The sequence below is a fragment of the Rhizobium lusitanum genome, assembly GCF_014189535.1.
In the GTDB taxonomy this organism is placed as follows: Bacteria; Pseudomonadota; Alphaproteobacteria; order Rhizobiales; family Rhizobiaceae; genus Rhizobium; species Rhizobium lusitanum_C.
Genome location: NZ_CP050308.1, coordinates 3,176,825 through 3,197,209, shown reverse-complemented (window position 1 = coordinate 3,197,209; position 20,385 = coordinate 3,176,825). Strand labels below are relative to the sequence as shown.

Annotated in this window: 15 protein-coding genes and 2 pseudogenes; 8 read left to right on the top strand and 9 right to left on the bottom strand. The window is 60.9% G+C overall.

Going from position 1 to position 20,385, the window contains the following annotated elements:
* The first annotated feature begins 159 nt into the window (after nt 1–159).
* The 5 genes and pseudogenes from HB780_RS29140 (at nt 160) to edd (ending at nt 7,226) form a co-directional block, all read left to right on the top strand.
* Nucleotides 160–1,596: a glutamine synthetase family protein gene (locus tag HB780_RS29140; protein ID WP_183691427.1), complete on the top strand. Its 1,437-nt coding sequence runs from the start codon at nt 160–162 to the stop codon at nt 1,594–1,596.
* 13 nt (nt 1,597–1,609) lie between these two features.
* Nucleotides 1,610–2,908 carry an NAD(P)/FAD-dependent oxidoreductase gene (locus HB780_RS29135; RefSeq protein WP_183691425.1) on the top strand — a complete coding sequence of 433 codons (1,299 nt, stop codon included), beginning with the start codon at nt 1,610–1,612 and terminating at the stop codon, nt 2,906–2,908.
* A 129-nt stretch (nt 2,909–3,037) separates the two neighbouring features.
* A pseudogene (gene zwf / locus HB780_RS29130) lies at nt 3,038–4,514 on the top strand (glucose-6-phosphate dehydrogenase).
* A 10-nt stretch (nt 4,515–4,524) separates the two neighbouring features.
* On the top strand, nt 4,525–5,223 hold the full coding sequence (gene pgl, locus HB780_RS29125) for a 6-phosphogluconolactonase (protein ID WP_183691422.1): 699 nt from the start codon (nt 4,525–4,527) through the stop codon (nt 5,221–5,223).
* Between the two features lie 179 nt (nt 5,224–5,402).
* Nucleotides 5,403–7,226 (top strand): phosphogluconate dehydratase, encoded by a 1,824-nt coding sequence (gene edd, locus HB780_RS29120; protein WP_183691421.1) that lies wholly within the window; start codon nt 5,403–5,405, stop codon nt 7,224–7,226.
* 316 nt (nt 7,227–7,542) lie between these two features.
* Here the strand turns inward: edd and HB780_RS33265 are convergent.
* Nucleotides 7,543–7,983 (bottom strand): annotated as a pseudogene (locus HB780_RS33265) (DUF3313 domain-containing protein); the annotation flags it as partial.
* Nucleotides 7,984–8,179: 196 nt separating this feature from the next.
* Between HB780_RS33265 and HB780_RS29110 the strand changes: the two are divergent.
* Together HB780_RS29110 and HB780_RS29105 are read left to right on the top strand one after the other, a co-directional pair.
* The gene (locus tag HB780_RS29110; RefSeq protein ID WP_183697693.1) at nt 8,180–8,440 is read left to right on the top strand and encodes a hypothetical protein; all 261 of its coding nucleotides are present in this window, start codon (nt 8,180–8,182) and stop codon (nt 8,438–8,440) included.
* Nucleotides 8,441–8,466: 26 nt separating this feature from the next.
* Complete coding sequence (locus tag HB780_RS29105) at nt 8,467–8,976, top strand: TetR/AcrR family transcriptional regulator (protein ID WP_286203086.1); 510 nt, start codon at nt 8,467–8,469, stop codon at nt 8,974–8,976.
* Nucleotides 8,977–9,015: 39 nt separating this feature from the next.
* On the opposite strand, the gene HB780_RS29100 is transcribed toward HB780_RS29105, so the two are convergent.
* From HB780_RS29100 to HB780_RS29075, 6 genes are all read right to left on the bottom strand, one after another.
* A complete protein-coding gene (locus HB780_RS29100; RefSeq protein ID WP_183697592.1) occupies nt 9,016–9,369 on the bottom strand; it encodes a hypothetical protein in 354 nt (117 codons plus the stop codon).
* Between the two features lie 198 nt (nt 9,370–9,567).
* Nucleotides 9,568–10,659: an ABC transporter ATP-binding protein gene (locus tag HB780_RS29095; RefSeq protein ID WP_183691417.1), complete on the bottom strand. Its 1,092-nt coding sequence runs from the start codon at nt 10,657–10,659 to the stop codon at nt 9,568–9,570.
* Nucleotides 10,660–10,680: 21 nt separating this feature from the next.
* The gene (locus tag HB780_RS29090) at nt 10,681–12,333 is read right to left on the bottom strand and encodes a beta-galactosidase BglA (RefSeq protein ID WP_183691415.1); all 1,653 of its coding nucleotides are present in this window, start codon (nt 12,331–12,333) and stop codon (nt 10,681–10,683) included.
* A 42-nt stretch (nt 12,334–12,375) separates the two neighbouring features.
* Nucleotides 12,376–13,539 carry a carbohydrate ABC transporter permease gene (locus tag HB780_RS29085; RefSeq protein WP_183691413.1) on the bottom strand — a complete coding sequence of 388 codons (1,164 nt, stop codon included), beginning with the start codon at nt 13,537–13,539 and terminating at the stop codon, nt 12,376–12,378.
* Nucleotide 13,540: 1 nt separating this feature from the next.
* Nucleotides 13,541–14,557, bottom strand: coding sequence for a carbohydrate ABC transporter permease (locus tag HB780_RS29080; RefSeq protein ID WP_183691411.1), 1,017 nt, complete (start codon nt 14,555–14,557; stop codon nt 13,541–13,543).
* A gap of 130 nt (nt 14,558–14,687) precedes the next feature.
* Nucleotides 14,688–16,049 carry an ABC transporter substrate-binding protein gene (locus tag HB780_RS29075; RefSeq protein WP_183691409.1) on the bottom strand — a complete coding sequence of 454 codons (1,362 nt, stop codon included), beginning with the start codon at nt 16,047–16,049 and terminating at the stop codon, nt 14,688–14,690.
* Between the two features lie 309 nt (nt 16,050–16,358).
* On the opposite strand from HB780_RS29075, the gene HB780_RS29070 reads away from it, so the two are divergent.
* Nucleotides 16,359–17,384, top strand: a complete 1,026-nt coding sequence (locus HB780_RS29070) for a LacI family DNA-binding transcriptional regulator (protein WP_183691407.1) — start codon at nt 16,359–16,361, stop codon at nt 17,382–17,384.
* A 64-nt stretch (nt 17,385–17,448) separates the two neighbouring features.
* Here HB780_RS29070 and folD read toward each other — a convergent pair whose 3' ends face one another.
* Together folD and HB780_RS29060 are read right to left on the bottom strand one after the other, a co-directional pair.
* Nucleotides 17,449–18,348 carry a bifunctional methylenetetrahydrofolate dehydrogenase/methenyltetrahydrofolate cyclohydrolase FolD gene (gene folD, locus HB780_RS29065; RefSeq protein ID WP_183691405.1) on the bottom strand — a complete coding sequence of 300 codons (900 nt, stop codon included), beginning with the start codon at nt 18,346–18,348 and terminating at the stop codon, nt 17,449–17,451.
* Nucleotides 18,349–18,452: 104 nt separating this feature from the next.
* Nucleotides 18,453–20,369, bottom strand: coding sequence for a GumC domain-containing protein (locus HB780_RS29060; RefSeq protein WP_183691403.1), 1,917 nt, complete (start codon nt 20,367–20,369; stop codon nt 18,453–18,455).
* Nucleotides 20,370–20,385 lie beyond the last annotated feature (16 nt).

The following is a 20,385-nucleotide window of genomic DNA, read 5'->3' as shown; positions in this document are numbered from 1 at the left end:
AATCACATCATATTTGCCGGCCACATCTCATTCCTTCATCTATTATCGCACTAAGTGACTATTTTTCCATCATATGGCGAAAGTCGGAGCGCCTCCCCCTCGCCAATTGGCAAACTGCCGTTATGATGCAATCTCCGATCCACGCAAATACGGTGTTTTATGCCTTCGAAAAAGACCCCGCTGAAAGCTTCCAAGCCGGTCTCGAAAGTTGCTACAGTTCCCCGCAGTCTACGATCGGCACGCGGTGTAGCAAATTGGAAGGAAGCAGCCCAGTGGTTGCGGGCGCGCGGTATCGAAGACATTGAATGCATCACACCGGACCTTGCGGGCGTACCGCGCGGCAAGATGATGCCGACCTCGAAATTCACGTCCAACACCTCGCTCGCCCTGCCCTCGGCGATCTACCGACATACGATCTCAGGCGAATATCCTGAAGAGACCGAAAACTTCCGCTACGAGCCGCGCGACAGCGACCTGAAGCTGGTGCCGGATCTTTCGACGCTCTCCGTCGTGCCCTGGGAAACCGATCCGACGGCGCAGGTGATCTGCGACATCGTCAATTCCGAAGGTGAAGCGGTGTCCTATACGCCGCGCAACCTACTGAAGCAGATCATGAATCTCTATAAGGAGCGCGGCTGGAAAGCGGTCGTGGCGCCGGAGATTGAATTCTATCTCGTCGCCAAGAATGACGACCCGGACTATCCGCTGCATCCGCCGAAGGGGCGTTCCGGCCGGTCGATCCTCGGTGGTCAGGGCTATTCCATCGCCGGCATCAACGAGTTCGATGAGCTGATCGACGATATCTATCACTTCTCGGAAAAGCAGGGTCTGGAGATCGATACGCTGATCCATGAAGAGGGTCCGGCGCAGCTCGAAATCAACCTGCGCCATGGCGATCCGATCGAGCTTGCCGACCAGGTCTTCATGTTCAAGCGCACCATCCGTGAAGCGGCGCTGAAGCACGGCATCTATGCCACCTTCATGGCCAAGCCGATGCAGAGCCAGGCGGGCTCGGCGATGCATATCCACCAGTCGGTGGTCAACATTGAGACCGGCAAGAATGTTTTCACCAATCCGGACGGCAGTCCCTCGCCCGAGTTCTTCCACTTCATCGGCGGCATGCAGCGCTACGTGCCGAATGCACTTGCGATGCTCGCGCCCTACGTGAATTCCTATCGTCGGCTGGCGCCGAACATGTCCTGCCCGGTCAACAATGCCTGGGGCTACGACAACCGCACCACGGCCTTCCGCGTGCCGGTCTCCGATCCGCAAGCCCGCCGCGTCGAGAACCGGCTGCCGAGCTCGGACGCCAATCCTTATCTGGCGCTCTCCGCCTCGCTCGCCTCCGGCCTGCTCGGCATCATGAAGAAGGTTGAACCGACGGCACCGACCGAGGATTCGGCCAATGAAGGCTCGATCGACCTCCCCCGTGGCCTTCTCGAAGCCATCGCGCTCCTGGAGGGCGAGCCGGCCTTTTATGAAGTTCTCGGCAAGGAGTTCATCGACATCTACGCCGGCGTCAAACGCGGCGAGTTCGAGACCTTCATGCAGGTGATCAGCCCCTGGGAGCGGGAATTCCTTCTGCTCAACGTGTGAGGAAGGGCCATCCATGACATCGCAAGACGCGTGGCAGAGCCCGATCGCGCCGGGACTTTCCTGGTATCAGGCAACCCTCGGGCCTCGCCCGACCTATCCGAAGCTCGACGGCTCGCGCCGCGCCGACGTCGCCATTATCGGCGGCGGCTATACCGGCCTGCAAGCCGCCTATAATCTCGCCAAGGGCGGTGTCGATGTCGTGCTGATCGACGCCAACCGCTTCGGCGACGGCGCCTCCGGGCGCAATGGCGGCCAGCTCGGCACCGGCCAGCGCTGGTGGCCGGAGGAACTGGAAGAAAAGATCGGCTATGAGCGCTCGAAGGCGCTGTTCGATCTTGCCGAGGATGCCAAGCGGCATCTGCTCGATTTCGCCGCCGAACACGGCATCGACATCGACTTCATGCCCGGCCAGATGAATGTCACGCATAAGCCGAGCTACAAGCGCGCCTATATGGAAAACGCCGAGATCGCCGCGACGCGCTACGGCTATCCGCATGTGAGCTTCATGGACACGGCCGAGACCCAGGAGCGGCTGGGCTCGAAGCGCTATCTCTATGGCGTGAGAGACATCGGCACCGGCCATATCCACCCGCTGAAGCTGCTCATTGGCCTCGCGCGAGTAGCTGCTGCGGCCGGCGCTTCGCTGTTCGAAATGACGCCGGCAAAGGCTCTGCGTCAATCCGGCGGCAGGACGCTGATCGAGACCGAGAGCGGCGTGATCACCGCCGATCGCGTGCTGATCGCCTGCAACGGCTATATCGGCAATCTGGAGCCGGTGACGGCAAGCCACGTCATGCCGATCCGCTCCTTCATTGGCGCCACCGAACCGCTCGACAAATTTCCCGATGTGTTGGCCGGTGGCGAGGCGGTGGCGGATTCGCGGTTTGTGGTGCGTTATTTCCGCAAGTCGAAGGACGGACGGCTGCTGTTCGGCGGTCGCGAGGCCTATACGGCCGACAACCCGCGCGACATAACGGAGCATATCCGCCGTCAGATCGCCGAAATCTATCCGGCGCTCGACAAGATCGACATCACCCATGCCTGGGGCGGATCGGTCGGCATCACCATGCCGCGCCAGCCTTTCGTGCGCGACGTGATGCCGGGCGTGACCTCCATCGGCGGCTATTCCGGACATGGCGTCATGCTGTCAAACTATTGCGGTAAACTCTATGCGAAAACGGTCCTCGGGAACGCTGACGATCTGGCGCTTTTCAGGGCGCTGAACATCCCGCCGTTTCCCGGTGGTGCCCGTATGCGGGCGCCTCTGCTGTTCCTGGCGCTCTCGTGGTTTGCGTTGCGCGACAGGTTTTAGATACGGAATGGATTTCCTCTTTCGGCAATCCGCTCTAAAAACCGAGTCTGAATTTTGCGATGCACACTGGCCTTTTTAAATCGATTAGATTAAAAGGGGCCTCAACCAAGACCGATTGAGAGATACCTCATGAGCAGCCAAATCATTCCCGTTGAACCTTTTGACTATGTCGTTTTCGGCGGCAGCGGCGACCTTGCCGAGCGCAAGCTCCTGCCCGCTCTTTATCATCGCCAGATCGAAGGCCAGTTCACCGAACCGACCCGTATTATCGGCGCATCGCGTAGCGCGCTCTCGCACGAAGAATACCGCAAATTCGCCGACGCCGCCCTTAAGGAACACCTGAAGAAGGGCGAATATGACGAGGCTGAGGTCAAGAAGTTCCTCGCCCGCCTGTTCTATGTTCCGGTCGATGCCCGCAGCGATGCCGGCTGGGATCAGCTGAAGAAGATCCTCGACGAGGGCAAGGACCGCGTGCGCGCCTTCTATCTCGCCGTCGCTCCCGGCATTTTCGGCGACATCTCGCAGAAGATCCACGACCACAAGCTGATCACCAAGTCGACCCGCATTGTCGTCGAAAAGCCGATCGGTCGCGATCTCGCTTCGGCCCTGCAGCTCAACGACACGATCGGCAAGGTCTTCAAGGAAGAACAGATCTTCCGCATCGACCACTATCTCGGCAAGGAGACGGTGCAGAACCTGATGGCGCTGCGCTTCGCCAATGCCCTCTACGAGCCGCTGTGGAACGCCAATCACATCGACCACGTCCAGATCACGGTTGCGGAATCGGTCGGCCTGGAAGGCCGTGCCGGTTACTACGACACCGCTGGCGCGCTGCGCGACATGGTACAGAACCACATCCTGCAGCTCCTTTGCCTGACCGCGATGGAAATCCCCTCCTCGATGGATTCCGAAGCCGTTCGCGACGAGAAGCTGAAGGTGCTGCGCGCGCTAAAGCCGATCAACGCCTCTAACGTCGAGCAGGCGACGGTTCGCGGCCAGTACCGTGCCGGCGCATCCGCGGGTGGCCCGGTCAAGGGATACCTCGATGAACTCGAAGGCGGCGTTTCCAACATCGAAACCTTCGTCGCCATCAAGGCCGAGATCGGCAATTGGCGCTGGGCTGGCGTTCCCTTCTACATCCGCACCGGCAAGCGTCTTGCCGGCCGCATGTCGGAGATCGTCATCACCTTCAAGCCGATCCCGCACAATATTTTCGATCAGGCCGCCGGCCGCACCGTCGCCAACCAGCTGATCATCCGCCTGCAGCCGGACGAAGGCGTCAAGCAGTCGCTGATGATCAAGGATCCGGGTCCGGGCGGAATGCGCCTGCGCAACGTCTCGCTCGACATGAGCTTCGCCTCTGCCTTCAACGTCCGCAATCCGGACGCCTATGAACGCCTGCTGATGGACGTCATCCGCTCGAACCAGACGCTGTTCATGCGCCGCGACGAAGTCGAAGCCGCATGGGATTGGGTCGACCCGATCCTCAAGGGTTGGGAAGAAGCCGGCCAGCAGGTGCAGGGCTATACCGCGGGCACCTGGGGGGCCGAGCCAGGCCATCGCCCTGATCGAGCGCGACGGCCGCACCTGGCATGACGATATCTAGGACGGTGACGATGACAGCGAATATGCATGCTTTCGCCAATGGCGCCGAACTCGCCGGCAAGCTCGCGGACAAGGTGGTCGAGGTTCTCTCGGCCGCCATTACCGCCCGCGGCTCCGCAAGCATCGCGGTCTCCGGCGGCTCGACGCCGAAGGCCTTCTTCCAGACGCTGTCATCGCGTCCGCTCGACTGGGGCAAGGTAACGATCACCCTCGTCGATGAACGGTTCGTGCCATCGGACAATCCACGCTCGAACCACTTGCTCGTCCAGGAAAACCTGCTGAAGGACAAGGCCGCCTCTGCGCAGTTCCTTCCGCTCTACCAGGCCGCGGCTTCCGCTGAGGAAGCCGCCGTCATCGCTACGCAAGAGACCAAGGCGGTCGGCCATCCCTTCGATGTCGCCATCCTCGGCATGGGCAATGACGGCCACACGGCCTCGTTCTTTCCAGGCGGCAGCAATCTTGCGACGGCGCTTGATCCGAAGACCCCGCGCGGCATCATCACGATGGAAGCCGAGGGGGCCGGCGAACCCCGGCTGACCTTTACCTTCTCCAGCCTTCAGGATGCCCGATTGCTGGTGCTCCATATCGAGGGAGAGGGCAAGAAGGACGTTCTCGCCAAGGCCGAGGCACCGGGAGAAGAGACCGAAATGCCGATCCGCGCCATATTGCGCCGGGCTGCTTCTCCGGTCGAGATTTACTGGGCTCCCTGACACGGCCGAACGGTCGTCATCGGACCCTGAAAGACACAGCAACGGCTGCTGCGCCACGCGCCCGAAAGGGCGTGCCGGCATAGCAGTGACATTTCAAGCCTGCGCCTGATCCTTTCCTAGACAAGATCGACGGTGATCTTTCGGGACCAAGCGCAAGAACAGCCGGAGGCAGATCGACCATGGCCGCTGACGCCCGCATATCCGCGATTACCGCACGTATCGTCGAACGTTCGAAACCAACGCGCGAGCTCTATCTGGCTCGCCTGCGCAACGCCGCGACCAAGGGCGCGCAACGCTCCATTCTCGGCTGCGCCAACCTTGCCCATGGCTTCGCCGTCTGTTCCCCCTCCGAGAAGGATGCGCTGGCGGGCGACCGCGTGCCCAATCTCGGGATCATCACCTCCTATAACGACATGCTCTCGGCGCATCAGCCCTTCGAGACCTATCCCGCGATCATCCGCGAGGCCGCTGCGCAAGCCGGTGGCATCGCCCAGGTCGCTGGCGGCGTGCCGGCCATGTGCGATGGCGTCACCCAGGGTCAGCCGGGCATGGAGCTGTCGCTATTCTCGCGCGATCTTATCGCCATGTCTGCCGGTGTCGGCCTGTCGCACAATATGTTCGACGCGGCCGTCTTCCTCGGCGTCTGCGACAAGATCGTGCCGGGCCTTTTCATCGCCGCCCTCTCCTTCGGCCATCTGCCGGCCGTCTTCATTCCGGCGGGACCGATGACCACGGGCCTGCCAAACGACGAGAAGTCGCGCGTGCGCCAGCTCTTCGCCGAGGGCAAGGTCGGCCGCGCCGAGCTGCTGGAAGCGGAATCGAAGTCCTATCACGGCCCCGGTACCTGTACCTTCTACGGCACGGCCAATTCCAACCAGATGCTGATGGAGATCATGGGCTTCCATATGCCCGGTGCCTCCTTCGTCAATCCCGGCACCCCACTGCGCGAAGCACTGACCCGCGAGGCCACGAAGCGGGCGCTTGCCATCACCGCCATGGGCAACGAATACACGCCCGCCGGCGAGATGATCGACGAGCGCTCGATCGTCAACGGCGTCGTCGGCCTGCATGCGACCGGCGGCTCGACCAACCACACGATGCACCTCGTCGCCATGGCGCGCGCAGCCGGCATCGCCCTTACCTGGCAGGATATTTCCGAGCTGTCGGATATCATTCCGCTGCTGGCCCGCGTCTATCCGAACGGTCTTGCTGACGTGAACCATTTCCATGCCGCCGGCGGCATGGGCTTCCTGATCAAGGAGCTTCTGAAAAAGGGGATGCTGCACGACGACGTTCGCACCGTCGCCGGCCAGGGGCTTGCCGCCTATTCGATCGAGGTGAAGATCGGCGCCGATGGCAGCGTTGTCCGCGAACCGGCACCTGAAAAAAGCGGCGACCCGAAGGTGCTTTCGACCATCGACGCGCCGTTCCAGAGCAATGGCGGGTTGAAGATGCTGCGCGGCAATATCGGCAAGGCGGTCATCAAGATCTCCGCCGTCAAGCAGGAGCGCCATATCGTCGAAGCCCCGGCCGTCATCTTCCATGACCAGCTGGAAATGCAGCAGGCATTCAAGGACGGTAAACTCAACCGCGATTTCGTCGCCGTCGTTCGTTTCCAGGGACCGAAGGCGAACGGCATGCCGGAGCTGCACAAGCTGACCCCGGCGCTCGGCGTGCTGCAGGATCGCGGCTTCCGCGTGGCGCTTCTGACCGACGGACGGATGTCCGGCGCCTCGGGCAAGGTTCCGGCCGCGATCCACGTCACCCCGGAAGCCATCGACGGCGGCCCGATCGCCCGCATCATGGAGGGTGACATCATCCGGATCGACGCGATTGCCGGCACGCTGGAAGTGCTGGTCGACGCCGCCACAATGGCCGAACGCCAACCTGTTGTCGCTGATCTCTCCGAGAACGAGTTCGGCATGGGCCGCGAGCTCTTCGCCCCCTTCCGCCGCGCCGCCGGCCCGGCCGATCAGGGCGCCAGCGTGCTGTTCCATCACTAAAGCATCCCGCTTTCAAGCGAAATCGCCTGAGAGCGGGTAAGACACTTACAGGGCGTTCGGCGCGGTTTTGTCGGTCCATTTGGGTGGAAGTCCCATACGCTCTCCGATGAAACCGACAACGCCCGGCGATTTGCCATAGGCTTTGCAGGCTTCGTATTTCGGCCCGCGTCCGACGAGAGCGTTCCATTTCGCCTTGGACGGAAGGGGAGGGCATCGTTCCGAACGGTGTTTTGCCCTTGACGAGCAGCCTGCTGAAATCGCTGCCGAACTTCACAGCAAGACTATAGGCATCTCCCTCCTTGGCGACCGTCCCGGAGTCGAGGAAAGCACTCGCGCCGCGCGCCCAGATCATCACCGCCTTCTGCGTACCCTGACCGTCGATCGCCTCGGCCTCGAGAGACAGGCTGCCCATTCCGATCGGGATGCGTGGAACAGGCACGGGGATACCCGGCAGCAGTACGCTTTTGGCCACCGACGCGACTTTTGACGCCCCGACCGCCGTCGTGTTTGTGGGCTTGACCTGCGTGACCACCGCGCGAACGGTCAAATCCGCCGGTTCCGACAGGCCGACGATGACGAAGCGCTCGCTCAGCCCCGAGCAAAGCGTTCTATCAACGGCATTGGTAACGAGGTTTCGCTGCGCAGGCGTGAACGTGGCACTTTCGGCCCGCATCGAAAAAGCGGTCGGAATGATCTTCACGGTCTTCGCCGCAAGAACATCATCCTTGTTCACCTTGAGAAGAGAGCGGGTCACCATCCCGTCCGACTGTTTCAGTCCATCATAGGATCGCAGGGATCCCGCACGATCCAAAGGTGCCGACGCACAGCCGGCGACCAGCAGGCTGAAAGATGCAACTGTCGGCCAGACAGCAAGCTGACCCGCTCGTCGTGCCTTGGAGCGGATGGGACCATGCACTGCGGTCGTATCGCAATTGGAAATCGGGCTGACTGGCATGGCGTACCGGTTCTCCTCTGCCCGCTTCGGGCATCTCGAGTTAACATTAATTATTACACTAAGTGTAAAAATTAATGTTGGCGACTTTGCGGCAACCATCGAGCGAGACAGACGAATTCTTTCACCGGGAATGGAGGTGGCAAAAAGCCGGGAGCAATTCCTGGCAGGTTTGTGTGTTGCGGCAACTTATGACAAAATATTTCAATGCATGACGCCCCCTCAAAACCGGAAGGCCTGCGCGAGCAAAAACGGCGATTGACGTTTCAACGCATCGCGGACGCCGGATTGAAATCCTTTCTTGCAAAAGGCTATCAGGAGACAACGCTCGACGAGATCGCGGCTGCGGCCGGCATTTCCCGGCGAACCTTCTTTTACTATTTCAAAAGCAAGGACGAGATTCTTCTCGCGCATCAGCGCGGCTATATAGAGGCCTTCAAGACCTCGATCCTGGAAAGTGCATCGGCCGGGCAACCGCTGGAGATCGTGCATCAGGCACTGCGGAAGTTGGTCGCACGCGTCCAGACACCCCAGCTCCTCGCAACCGCACGGCTGCTGCGACAAAGCGATGCGTTGCGTGCCCGCACGCGTGGCAACTATCTGGGACTTGAACAGGCCGTCTATGAGAGCCTATGCGAGCTGTTTCCAGCCAAGGACCGCGACGAATTGCGGCTAGTTTCCATGATATCGGTGAGCCCCCTTCGCCTTGCCGTCGACAAATGGCTTCAGGAAGATGGCCAACACGCGCTGATGGGCTATATCGAGGACGCGCTCAGGAAATTCCGGGCGGCGATCTGACCAACAGAATGCCGCTCGGACGCCTCTGGCTGACTTTGCTCAGGCGCGGATATCGAGCACGCGGTCGCGATGCGCCGGATGAGTGCTGTAGACGAAGATCTTGTTCATTTCCTTCTCCGACAGCAGCCGCAGGAAGCGGACTTCCACCGTGTTGTTGGAAAAGATCTTCATTAGCACGCAGCCAATCTTGCTGAGGCGGGCATCGGGTATGTCGAGATAGAATTGCTTCGGCAGATTGAACTGCGTGAGGATCGCCAGCACCGCGCTGGTCTGCGAGATGCGAATGATGTCGCAGCGGCGTGAGGCCAGATTCATGACACCTTTTTGGGTGTATTCGATCCGCGCCGCGTTCATCGTGTCCTGCATCCTGTACCGCACCTCGCGGTCGTACATGAAGGACTCTTCCTTGTTGAGAAAATGCTGGCCTGAATTCGCTGCGCCGCGAGCTGCCATTGCCGTAAATCCCTAGAGTATCTTACGGATCACACGCTATCAGCCGGTATTTAACAGAAGGTTTGGAAGCGCTAGCCCAAGTTGCATTTTTTTATGTGTTTGATCGGGCTAGCGCACTCGTATCCTTGGCCAGGTGCCTTATCGCTTACTATAGGTATGGCCTTCGGCATCGAAGAGATGCAGCTTCTGCCGGTCGGCCGCAAAGCGCATTCTCTGCCCGCGCTTGACGTCCGCAATGCCGGGGATCTTGACGATGATCGGCTCGCCATCCACCAGGCCCTCGATATAGAGCTGGGTGACTTCGCCGAGCGCTTCAACGATCGAGACCTCGCCCTCGAAGAGGTAGTTCTCGTCGGCGGCGACCCGCAGGTCTTCCGGGCGAACACCGAAGCTCGCAGTCTTGCCGCGCTCGGAGGCCGCGCTCGGGATGTCGAGGATCACTGACTTGCCACCCGTCAGCGTCACCGTCGTCTTTTCTCCAGTATCGGTCACCGTCGCCGGAATGATGTTCATGGCCGGAGAGCCGATGAACTTCGCAACAAAGAGATTGGCTGGATGCTCATAGAGCTCGAGCGGTGCGCCGACCTGCTCGACGCGGCCAGCCGACAGCACGACAATGCGGTCGGCGAGCGTCATGGCTTCGACCTGGTCGTGGGTGACGTAGATCATCGTCGTCTCGGGCATGGATTCGTTGAGCCTGGCGATCTCGATGCGGGTCGCGACGCGCAATGCCGCGTCGAGGTTGGACAACGGCTCGTCGAAGAGGAAGACCTTCGGGTTGCGGCAGATGGCGCGACCGATAGCAACGCGCTGGCGCTGGCCGCCCGAAAGCGCCTTTGGAAGGCGCTCGAGATATTGCGTGAGCTGGAGGCTCGCCGCAGCAGCACGAACACGGCGGTCGATCTCCTTCTTGTTCTCCTTGGCAATCCGCATGCCGAAGGCCATGTTGTCGTAGACCGTCATATGCGGATAGAGGGCATAGGACTGGAAGACCATGGCGATGCCACGCCGGGAGGGCGGCACTTCGTTGACCTTCTGTCCCGCGATGAGCATGTCACCGGCGGTGATGCTTTCCAGCCCGGCGATCATGCGCAGCAACGTGGATTTGCCACATCCGGACGGTCCAACGAAGACGATGAACTCGCCTTGCTGGATCTCCAGATCGATGCCGTGCAGGACATGCACGCTTCCGTATGATTTACGGATGTTGTTTAGAACAAGTCCCGTCATCTCTGCCCTCCTCCCAGGTACTCAGGCCAGACGCGCGAAATAAGCGCCCCAGGCCGGAATATCGATCTTGTTGCCGTAGTTGTTGCTTGTAAAACCGTGACCGGTCAGAGCCTGCCAGTTCCCCTCGGGCAGGGTCGCGACTGCCTCCGTCGCGCTCATGTTGAAGACGCAGAGAATGGTCTCGTCGTCATGGCGGCGCGTATAGATCAGCACGTCGTCCTGCGGCTCGGTGAAAGCGATCTCACCCTTGGCGAAGGCCGGATACTGCTTACGGAAGGCGAGGAAGCGGCGGTACTGCTCCAGCACCGAACTCTCGTCGCCCTGCTGTACGCTGACGGCGTGCAAAATGTGTTCCACCGGTACAGGCAGCCAGGGCTTCACCGTCGAGAAGCCGCCCTGGGCCATCTGGCTGTCCCAGACCATCGGCGTGCGGCAGCCATCACGACCCTTGAATTCCGGCCAGAACTGGATGCCGTAGGGATCCTGCAGATCCTGATAGGAGAGCTCCGCTTCCGTCAAGCCAAGCTCCTCACCCTGATAGATACAGACCGAGCCACGCAACGTCAAAAGCAGGGCCGCATATTGCTTGGCGAAGGCCTCGCGATCGGCGACCAAGTTGCCCCAGCGGCTGACATGGCGGACTACGTCATGGTTCGAGAATGCCCAGCATGCCCAACCGTCCGGCGCAGCCGCACCGAAATCGTCCATGACCTCTTCGACGCGGTCCGGCGACAATGCATCCGGCGACAGGAATTCGAAGGCGTAGCACATATGCATCTTGTCATCGCCGGCCGTATATTCACCGACGATCTCGAGACCGCGCTGGCTGTCTCCGACTTCACCGACGGCGGCAATCGCCGGATATTCGTCGAGAACGGCGCGGAAGCGCTTCAGGAACGCCAGGTTCTCCGGACGGTTCTTGTCGTAGAGATGCTCCTGGAAATTATAGGGATTGACCGCCGGTGCGGTCGAGGCATTGCGGCGCGACGGCTCCAAAGCCGGATTGTCGCGCAGTTCCCTGTCGTGGAAATAGAAGTTGATGGTGTCAAGGCGGAAACCGTCGACGCCGCGATCCAGCCAGAAGCGCACGACATTGAGCAGACGATCCTGCACTTCAGGATTATGCAGGTTCATGTCCGGCTGCGAGGTCAGGAAGTTGTGCAGGTAGTACTGCATGCGGGTCGGATCCCAGGCCCAGGCCGAGCCGCCGAAGATCGACAGCCAGTTGTTGGGCGGGGTGCCGTCCGGCTTGGCATCGGTCCAGACGTACCAGTCGGCCTTGGGATTATTCTTGCTCGAGCGGCTTTCGGCAAACCAGGGATGACGATCGGAGCTGTGCGACAGCACCAGATCGATCATCACCTTGATGCCGAGACGATGGGCCTCGCTCGTCATCACATCGAAATCGGCGAGCGTGCCGAAGATTGGATCGACATCTTCGTAATCGGAGACGTCATAGCCAAAATCGCGCATCGGCGAGGTGAAGAACGGCGAAATCCAGATTGCGTCGACGCCGAGGGCGGCAACATGCGGCAGACGGGCGGCAATGCCTTTGAGGTCGCCGATGCCATCGCCATTGGAGTCCTGATAGGAGCGCGGATAGATCTGATAGATCACGGCTCCCCGCCACCAGTCCTTGTCCACGGTCGCAATCGATTGAGAGGCAATGCTCATTCTGTGTAGGTCCTGTATGAATACTTAAGCTGAGGTCTTTGATCAGCCCCCCTTCACCGACCCGGAGAGCAGACCACGCACGAGGTAGCGCTGCAGACCGAAGAAGACGAGGAGCGGGATGAGAATGGTAACGAAGGCCGAGGCCGTGAGGATTTCCCAGTTGCCACCGCGCGAGCCGAGCAGCGCGTTGAGCGCTGCCGTCAGGACCAGGCGATCCTTGTCGGTGCCGAGGAAGACCATGGCGATCAGAAGGTCGTTCCAGACCCAGAGGAACTGGAAGATCGCGAAGGAGGCGAGCGCCGGGAAGGACAATGGCAGGATGATCTTGACGAAGATGTCGAAGTCGCTGGCGCCATCGACGCGGGCGGATTCGATGATCTCCTTGGGCAGGCCGGCAATGTAGTTGCGCAACAGGTAGATGGCGAGCGGCAGGCCAAAGGCGGTATGCGCCATCCAGATGCCGGGATAGGTTTTCGACGACACCCCAAACATCTGGCCGATCTCGTTATAGATGCGCAGCAGCGGGATCAGCGACATCTGCAACGGCACGACGATGAGACCGACCACAAGCGCGATCAGCACCGCACGGCCGGGAAACTCCATCCAGGCCAGCGCGTAGGCCGCGAAAGCCGCGATCAGGATCGGGATGACCGTCGCCGGAATGGTGACCGTCAGCGAGTTGATGAAGGACTGACCGATGCCCTCGCCCGTCAGGACGTTGCGATAGTTGTCCAGGGTGAATTGCGGTGGGGTTGCGATCGTCAGATAGATGCGCTTGCTGCGCGCATCCGCCTCGAAGGGTGCATTCTTCTGATAGCGATAGCTGCCATCGGCATTGACGGTAAGCGTCTCACCGTTGCCGAGATCGGCGGATGAACCGACCTTGTATGCCGCCGGCTCCTGTACGCGCATACCGAAGGATTCGATCTTGCCGTTACCGCTGTTGCCTTCACCGGCAACGGTGCCGGCGATGACATAATTGGGACCGTCCTGCACTGCCTTGTCGGGGCCAGCCAGGCGTACGGCCGCCGTCTGTGATGAGCCGGAGAAAGCCGTCCACCAGCCGGAAACGACGATCTGATCCTTGTCACGGAGTGCGGTGACGAAGATGCCGAGCGTCGGCAACAGCCAGAGGATGACGATGAGCAGAACAGCGAAGTGAACGAAGAGACGGGCGGGGCCGATACGACGGAGGGTTCCCAGCATGTCAGCGCCCCTTCGTTTCTGCGTTTGCACGACGGATGTTCCAGATCATGATCGGCGTCACGGCAGCCATGATGACGAGTGCGATGACGGCACTTCGGCCGGAATCGCCGCCTCCACGGAACATCCAGTTGAACATCAGATTTGCCAGGACCATCGAGTTCCACTGGCCGTTGGTCATGGTCAGCACGATGTCGAACACCTTGAGGACGAGAATGGTGATGGTGGTCCAGACCGTGGCGATCGTGCCCCAGACCTGCGGCACCATGATCTTCCAGAAGATCTGCCAGCCATTGGCGCCGTCGATGACGGCCGCTTCGATGGTTTCCTCCGAAATGCCACGAAGGGCGGCCGACAGGATGACCATGGCGAAACCGGTCTGAATCCAGATCAGCATGACCATCAGGAAGAAATTGTTCCAGAAGGGGATGGTGATCCATACTTCCGGCGTGCCGCCGAAAAGCTGCACGACCGCGTTCAAGAGGCCGATCTGCGTGTCGCTACCGCCGCGATATTCGTAGATGAATTTCCAGATGACGGATGCGCCGACGAAGGAGATCGCCATCGGCATGAAGATGACCGCCTTGGCGATGTTCCCCCACCAGATGCGGTCGGTCATGACGGCGATCACCAGACCGAAGAAGGTGCAGGCAGCCGGCACGACGGCAAGCCAGAGGATATTGTTGAAGATCGACTGGCGGAATTCGGTATCGTTGAAGGCCCAGACATAGTTGGCGCCACCAACGAATTTACTGCCGTCCGGACCGTAGAAAGATAGGATAAGCGTCGCGACCACCGGATAGACCAGGTAGACGGCAAGCAGGAAGAGTGCAGGCCCGAGGAAAAGCCAGGGACGGATCAACCCACGGCGACGCAGATTGACGGCGACCCGGTGAACGTCGCCCCCCTCTTTCGCCGGGAAAATCGCGTCCAGCAACTTGTTGGAAAACAGAAAATAGGCGGCACAAACGGCAACGCCGAATATCATGGCTCCGACCGCCGACAGGATCTGCGAAATCATCTTTCCCTCCCGATTTTTTCTTGTTCGAAGCCACCCGTCCGACATCGGCGGCACTCCCCAAGGCACCAACCGCGGCAGAACAGATCGGCGTCGCCGGAAGATACCGGCGACGCCTTTCCGCAATGTCAGATTACTTGATGCCGTCCCAAGCCTTCTGGATCGCATCGGCCGAGTCCTGCGCCGACTTGCCGCCGACGAAGTCCACCATGCCAGTCCAGAATGCGCCCGCACCGATCTTGCCCGGCATCAGGTCGGAACCGTCGAAGCGGAAGGTCGTGGCGGTCGTCAGCAGCTCGCCTTCCTTCTTCATCGTATCGTTGGCGTAGGTCGCCGTGTTGACGCCCTTATAAGGGGTCAGGAAGCCGGACTGCGCCATCCAGACTTCCTGGGCGATCGGCGTCTGCAGGAACTGGATGAAGGCACGGGCGGCCTTCGAGTCCTTGGTGATCGCCGCCAGTGTACCGGCGCCGAGAACCGGCTTGCCGAGTTCGGGATGCGCTGCATAGGGCGGGAAGTAGAAGAAGTCCGCATCCTGGCCGAGCTTCGTACCCTCCGGGAAGAAGGACGGGATGAAGGAGGCCTGCTTGTGCAGATAGCACTTCGGCGGAACCGCAAAGAGGCCCTTCGGGCTGTCGCGGAAGTCGGTTGAAGCGACAGCAGCGACGCCACCGCTCACATATTTGGCATTCTTGGCGAACTTGCCGAATTCGTCGATAGCATTGACGACCTTTGGATCGTTGAACTTCAGGCTGTTGTCGACCCAGCCGTCATAATCCGTCGGCGATACGGTGCGCAGCATCAGGTCTTCGACCCAGTCGGTCGCCGGCCAGCCGGTGGCGCCACCCGAACCAAGACCGATGCACCAGGGGGTGCCGCCGTCCTTGACGATCTGGTCGGAGAGCTTGAACAGGTCTTCCATGGTGGTGGGGACCTTGTAGCCGGCTTCCTCGAAGTTTTCCGGCACGTACCAGACGAGCGACTTCAGGTCGGCCTTGTACGGGAAGGCGTAGAAGGCGTCCTTGCCGTCCTTGCCCTTGTAGGTGCCGTAACCGACCCAGCTGTCGCCGGCGCCGTAGTTCGTCTTGACCCAGGAGGCAAGATCATCGCCGAGCGGCGCGAGATAGCCTTTGCTGGCGAGATTGGCGAGCAGGCCTGGCTGCGGCAGGATCGCGACATTCGGCGGCGAACCGGCCTGGGTGTCGATGACGATCTGCTGCTCATAGTTTTCCGAGGACGAGTATTTGACATTCGCGCCAGTCGCCTCGGTGAAGTAATTCAGGACACTGGTGAAGAGCGCCTCGTCCTCGCCGCGCCACGGACCAAAGATGGTCAGCGTCTCGCCCTTCAGATCCGCATGGGCGGACTTGAAGTCGTCATAGCTCTTCCAGTTGAACTTCGCATCCTGGCCAGGCTGGAATTTCAGATCGGCCGACATCGCCGTTCCGGCTGCCAGCGCGGCAACGGCAACGGTCATCAAAAACAACTTCTTCATGTGGTTGTCCTCCCAAATACAAATCTTGCGAGCCGAGCACATCCCGCGTGCTATGCGCCCATTTCCTCAAAGCGCTTTGGCTATGCATTCATCCCATTGAGGGTGCTTCGGAGTCAAGCGATTTTGCGGAAATGGCCGCAATGCACAGCATATCTCGCGCTGCAGCATGAAATGGGCGGCAATATTTCGCTATTAGTCTTGTTTCAAATGCTTGTCTTGCTACATAGTTAAAAGCGCTTTGGAAGCCGGTCGCCTGGCGGGAGGGATTTGGGCGTCATCGCGGCAGGGGAGACGGAGGAGCCAAATCAAGTGAATCTGAAGCAGCTATCGCAAATGCTAGGCTTGTCGCAGACCACGGTCAGCCGCGCACTGAACGGTTATCCGGAAGTCAACCGCGAGACGCGTGAGCGCGTGCTCAAGGCGGTTCAGGAAACGGGCTATCGGCCCAACAAGGCGGCGCAACGGCTTGCGACCGGCAAGGCCGGCTCGATCGGCCTGGTCATGCCGACCGCACCCGGCAACCCCACAGACCTGCATTTTGGCGAGTTCCTGACCGGGCTTGGCGAAGAAGCGCTGCGGCACGATTTCCATTTCGTCGTGACGCCCGCCGATCCGAACGACGAGGTCGGCGCATTGAAGCGGCTTGCCGTCAGCGGCAATGTCGATGCCCTGTTCGTCAACTATATGCGCGGCCACGATCCCCGTCTCGACATGCTGAAATCGCTATCCGTGCCCTTCCTCGTGCATGGACGGTCCATCGGCTCGGAACCGGACTACCCCTTTCTCGATATCGATAACGAGGCGGCCTTCTACGACGCCACCAAACTGCTGCTGCAGCTTGGCCACAGGCGTTTCGCGCTGTTGAATGGTCCGATGTATCTCGATTTTGCAATCCGGCGGAAAAATGGCGTGGACGCCGCCCTGGCCGAGCGCGGGCTGGCGCTGGACGAAGCCTGCGTCAGCCATACGGCAATGACCGATGAGCAAGGTCTGCTCATCATGGAACGCATTCTGCAACTCGACGAGCGCCCGACCGCCATTCTTTGCTCCAGCACCGTGCTGGCGCTGGGCGCGGTGCGCGCCATCAACCAGGCTGGTCTGAAACTCGGCGAGGATGTCTCGCTGATTGCCCATGACGACGTGCTGACGCTTCTGAAGCCGGAGAATTTTACCGTACCGCTAACCACCACGCGCTCGTCGCTACGCGCCGCCGGCATGCGCATCGCCGAACGGCTGATTGCCGGGATCAAGCATACGGAGACATTCCCCGAACAGGAGCTTTGGAAGACCGAGCTGATCGTTCGCGCCTCGACCGGCGTCGCGCCGGCCGAATAATACATTAGGCTGGCATGATCTTATCCGAAAACCGCTTCACACTTTTCGGGATCATGCTTCAAATTCAAAACTTCGGCGCCGTCTTACCCGCGGCACGATGAGCAGCAATGACGGTATTGGCCATCAGCATGGCGATGGTCATCGGCCCAACACCGCCGGGAACCGGCGTGATCACAGCGGCGACATCGGAAGCCTCAGTAAAGGCGACATCGCCGACCAGACGTGTCCGGCCCTCGCCGCGCTCAGGTGCCGCAATGCGGTTGACACCGACATCGATGACGGTGGCACCCGGCTTGATCCAGTCGGCCTTCACCATCTGCGGCTGGCCAACGGCGGCCACCAGAATATCGGCCGTGCGAGCAACACTTGGTAGGTCCTTCGTCCTCGAATGCGCCGTCGTCACCGTCGCATTGGCGTTGAGTAAAAGCTGCGCCATCGGCTTGCCGAACAGGTTGGACCGGCCGATGACGACCGCATTCAGACCCGACAGGTCCTCGCCGTGGATGCGGCGCACCAGCAACAGGGCGCCAGCCGGGGTGCAGGAGATGAGACCGGTTGCGAGGTCGCCCGTGGCGAGCTTGCCGGCATTGACCACATGCAGACCGTCGACATCCTTCTCCGGTCGGATCGACTGGATGATCGGTTCCGAGTTCAGGTGCTTCGGCAGAGGCAATTGCACCAGGATGCCGTGGATGGAGGCGTCTTCATTCAGCGACTGCACCAGCTTTGCCAGCTCTTCCTGCGTCGTCTCGGCCGGCAGCGTGTGCTGGATGGACTTGAAGCCGCACTCCTTGGCCATCTTGCTCTTGGAGGTCACATAGCTGTGGCTGGCCGGATCATCACCGACGATCACCACCGCAAGACCGGCCTTCACGCCCGTCTCCGTCTCCAGAGCAGACGTTGCCGTCTTCACCGCCTCGATCACCGAAGCCGCCACCTGCTTGCCGTCGATCACAGTCGTCACGCGTCTCTCCCGATATGGTTCGGCGGCAATCTACAAGCCGTCGGCTCGGCGGATTTGCCTACGAACGCCCTATGATATCTGAAAGCGGTAATTGCAAGGAGAAATCAGCCGCGCCCGGTCCGCCGGTATGCGGCGTAGGTCTCCAGCTTGGCGCGCAATAGCGCCAATTCCCGCTGGATCTGCGTCAATTCGTCCGTGACGGCGGGATGATCGTCGGCAACGGATATGACATCGTCGACGTGCCGTTGCGGGAGGTCTGACATCGGCTGTTGCGGCGATGAAACCGGCTCGGCTTCTGGATCAAAAAGCGGTTCCGGCGTGGCGATCGATCCGACCACCGGGTCCTGCGAAACCCGCACGCTTCCAATCCATTTTCTGAGGAAGACCAGGCAAAGTGCTGCGCCAAGACCGATCAGGAAACCCGCAATCTGGCGGCCTGCGAGATCGTCGTCGAGCGGCGCCTTTGCGGCTGTGGCCGGGGCAAGGACGGTGATCGGCGGCGCGACCTCGGGTGGAACGGTATCGACGTTTTGCAGGTCGGCGTCATAACGGCCTTGTGCTACCGCAACATCGTCCTGCAGCCGGGCTAGGCGCGCCATGTCGACATCGACGGCCCGCTGACCGAGGGCGGTCATTTGGGCGGCAAGTGCGGCCTGATCCTCAAGCGCCGCCTTGAGCGCTGCATCGCTGCTGGCGATCAGGCGCTGCAATTGATTGCGGATATCGCCGGCAAGGCCATCGACGGTCGCCTGCTGTGCCAGCAATCGTGGATGGCGCGGACCGAGTTGCGTGGAAAGCTGGGAGAGGACCATCTTCGCGGCGCTGTAGCGGCTGCGCAGATCATCGAGACCGACGGACGACAGATCGCCCGGCAGCGCGCCGCTCATGACCGTGGCGGGGGTCGCGGATTTGGCGACCGACGCACGGGCTCTTGCGCTCAACACCGCCGCCTCTGAGGCTTTGATCTCGCTGTCCAGCCGTTGCCGCTGCGCTTGCAGGTCCAGTGCCGCCGCGATCTTATCGTCGCCGTATTGCGCCTTGAAATCGACCAGCGCCGCCTTCGCCTGCTCAAGGTTTTTGAGGCTCCGGTCCGCAGGGGCACTGTTTTTGCCGGTGAGCCCCGCACCTTGCGCAACCATGGCGTCATAGACCGTCGCATCGGCGAGGCGGTTGGCGATCTCAGCCGATCTCATTGGATTGCCGGTGGTGACCGTGAGATGCAAGGTGCCGCTGCGCGCATCGGCGGTGACGGCAATATCCTGTCGAAGAGCGGCCTGCGCGCGCGATGGCGCATCGGACGCATTGCCATTGCCAGACAGCAGGTCCATGGCAACGCCGAAGGCACCGGTCCGGCCACCGGTAAATTCCGGATCACGATCGAGCTTCAATCTGGCGACGAGGTCGGAGAGCAGGGACGGAGCGACGACGCGTTTGGTGGCGACGTCCAGAAGCCCCTGCCCCTCCACCCGCAGGACGGCCTGAGACACATAGCGTGGCGGCGAGGCCAGCATCGTCGGAGCGAAAGCCCCTGCCAGCGAGCAGGCGACGACAAAAGCGATGGAACCAAGCCCAAATGCCCAGCGGCGCTGTGGCGCAGGCGCAACTGCCGGAATGGCCATCGGAGAAGACAGAGGAACGGCTGCGTCGTCCACATAGACGGCAACAGGATGCTCATAGGTCGTCTGCGCCGGCTCGCCATCCGCGATTGCTTCATTGACGGCGGGACGGTTTCTCAGGATGTCGCGAATGCGGTCGGGCAGCGGCAGCGGCTCAGCGGCTTCCACACTCAGGGATTTGGCTTGCCCCGAGACCGGATAGGGGGCGCCGTCCAGCATCTTCTGGATAATCGCCAGCAATTGCGCATCGCTTACCGCATGGCGATCGACGGGCTGGAGATTGGCTGCAATGAGATAGCCGTCCTCGCCACGGTCCAGATAGGCATGACGGACCGGACCGCCGGAAACCTCCAGGGCTTCCGTCTCGACAGGATGAGGTCTGGTCCTGGCCTTGTTTTCGAACATGGCGGGTTATCTCTCG

What these genes read in the sequence shown, in the direction of transcription:
- HB780_RS29140 (WP_183691427.1), top strand. Translation starts at nt 160, where the DNA reads ATGCCTTCGAAAAAGACCCCGCTGAAAGCTTCCAAGCCGGTCTCGAAA.
- HB780_RS29135 (WP_183691425.1), top strand. Translation starts at nt 1,610, where the DNA reads ATGACATCGCAAGACGCGTGGCAGAGCCCGATCGCGCCGGGACTTTCC.
- pgl (WP_183691422.1), top strand. Translation starts at nt 4,525, where the DNA reads ATGACAGCGAATATGCATGCTTTCGCCAATGGCGCCGAACTCGCCGGC.
- edd (WP_183691421.1), top strand. Translation starts at nt 5,403, where the DNA reads ATGGCCGCTGACGCCCGCATATCCGCGATTACCGCACGTATCGTCGAA.
- HB780_RS29110 (WP_183697693.1), top strand. Translation starts at nt 8,180, where the DNA reads ATGGCGTACCGGTTCTCCTCTGCCCGCTTCGGGCATCTCGAGTTAACA.
- HB780_RS29100 (WP_183697592.1), bottom strand. Translation starts at nt 9,369, where the DNA reads ATGTACGACCGCGAGGTGCGGTACAGGATGCAGGACACGATGAACGCG.
- HB780_RS29095 (WP_183691417.1), bottom strand. Translation starts at nt 10,659, where the DNA reads ATGACGGGACTTGTTCTAAACAACATCCGTAAATCATACGGAAGCGTG.
- HB780_RS29090 (WP_183691415.1), bottom strand. Translation starts at nt 12,333, where the DNA reads ATGAGCATTGCCTCTCAATCGATTGCGACCGTGGACAAGGACTGGTGG.
- HB780_RS29085 (WP_183691413.1), bottom strand. Translation starts at nt 13,539, where the DNA reads ATGCTGGGAACCCTCCGTCGTATCGGCCCCGCCCGTCTCTTCGTTCAC.
- HB780_RS29080 (WP_183691411.1), bottom strand. Translation starts at nt 14,557, where the DNA reads ATGATTTCGCAGATCCTGTCGGCGGTCGGAGCCATGATATTCGGCGTT.
- HB780_RS29075 (WP_183691409.1), bottom strand. Translation starts at nt 16,049, where the DNA reads ATGAAGAAGTTGTTTTTGATGACCGTTGCCGTTGCCGCGCTGGCAGCC.
- HB780_RS29060 (WP_183691403.1), bottom strand. Translation starts at nt 20,369, where the DNA reads ATGTTCGAAAACAAGGCCAGGACCAGACCTCATCCTGTCGAGACGGAA.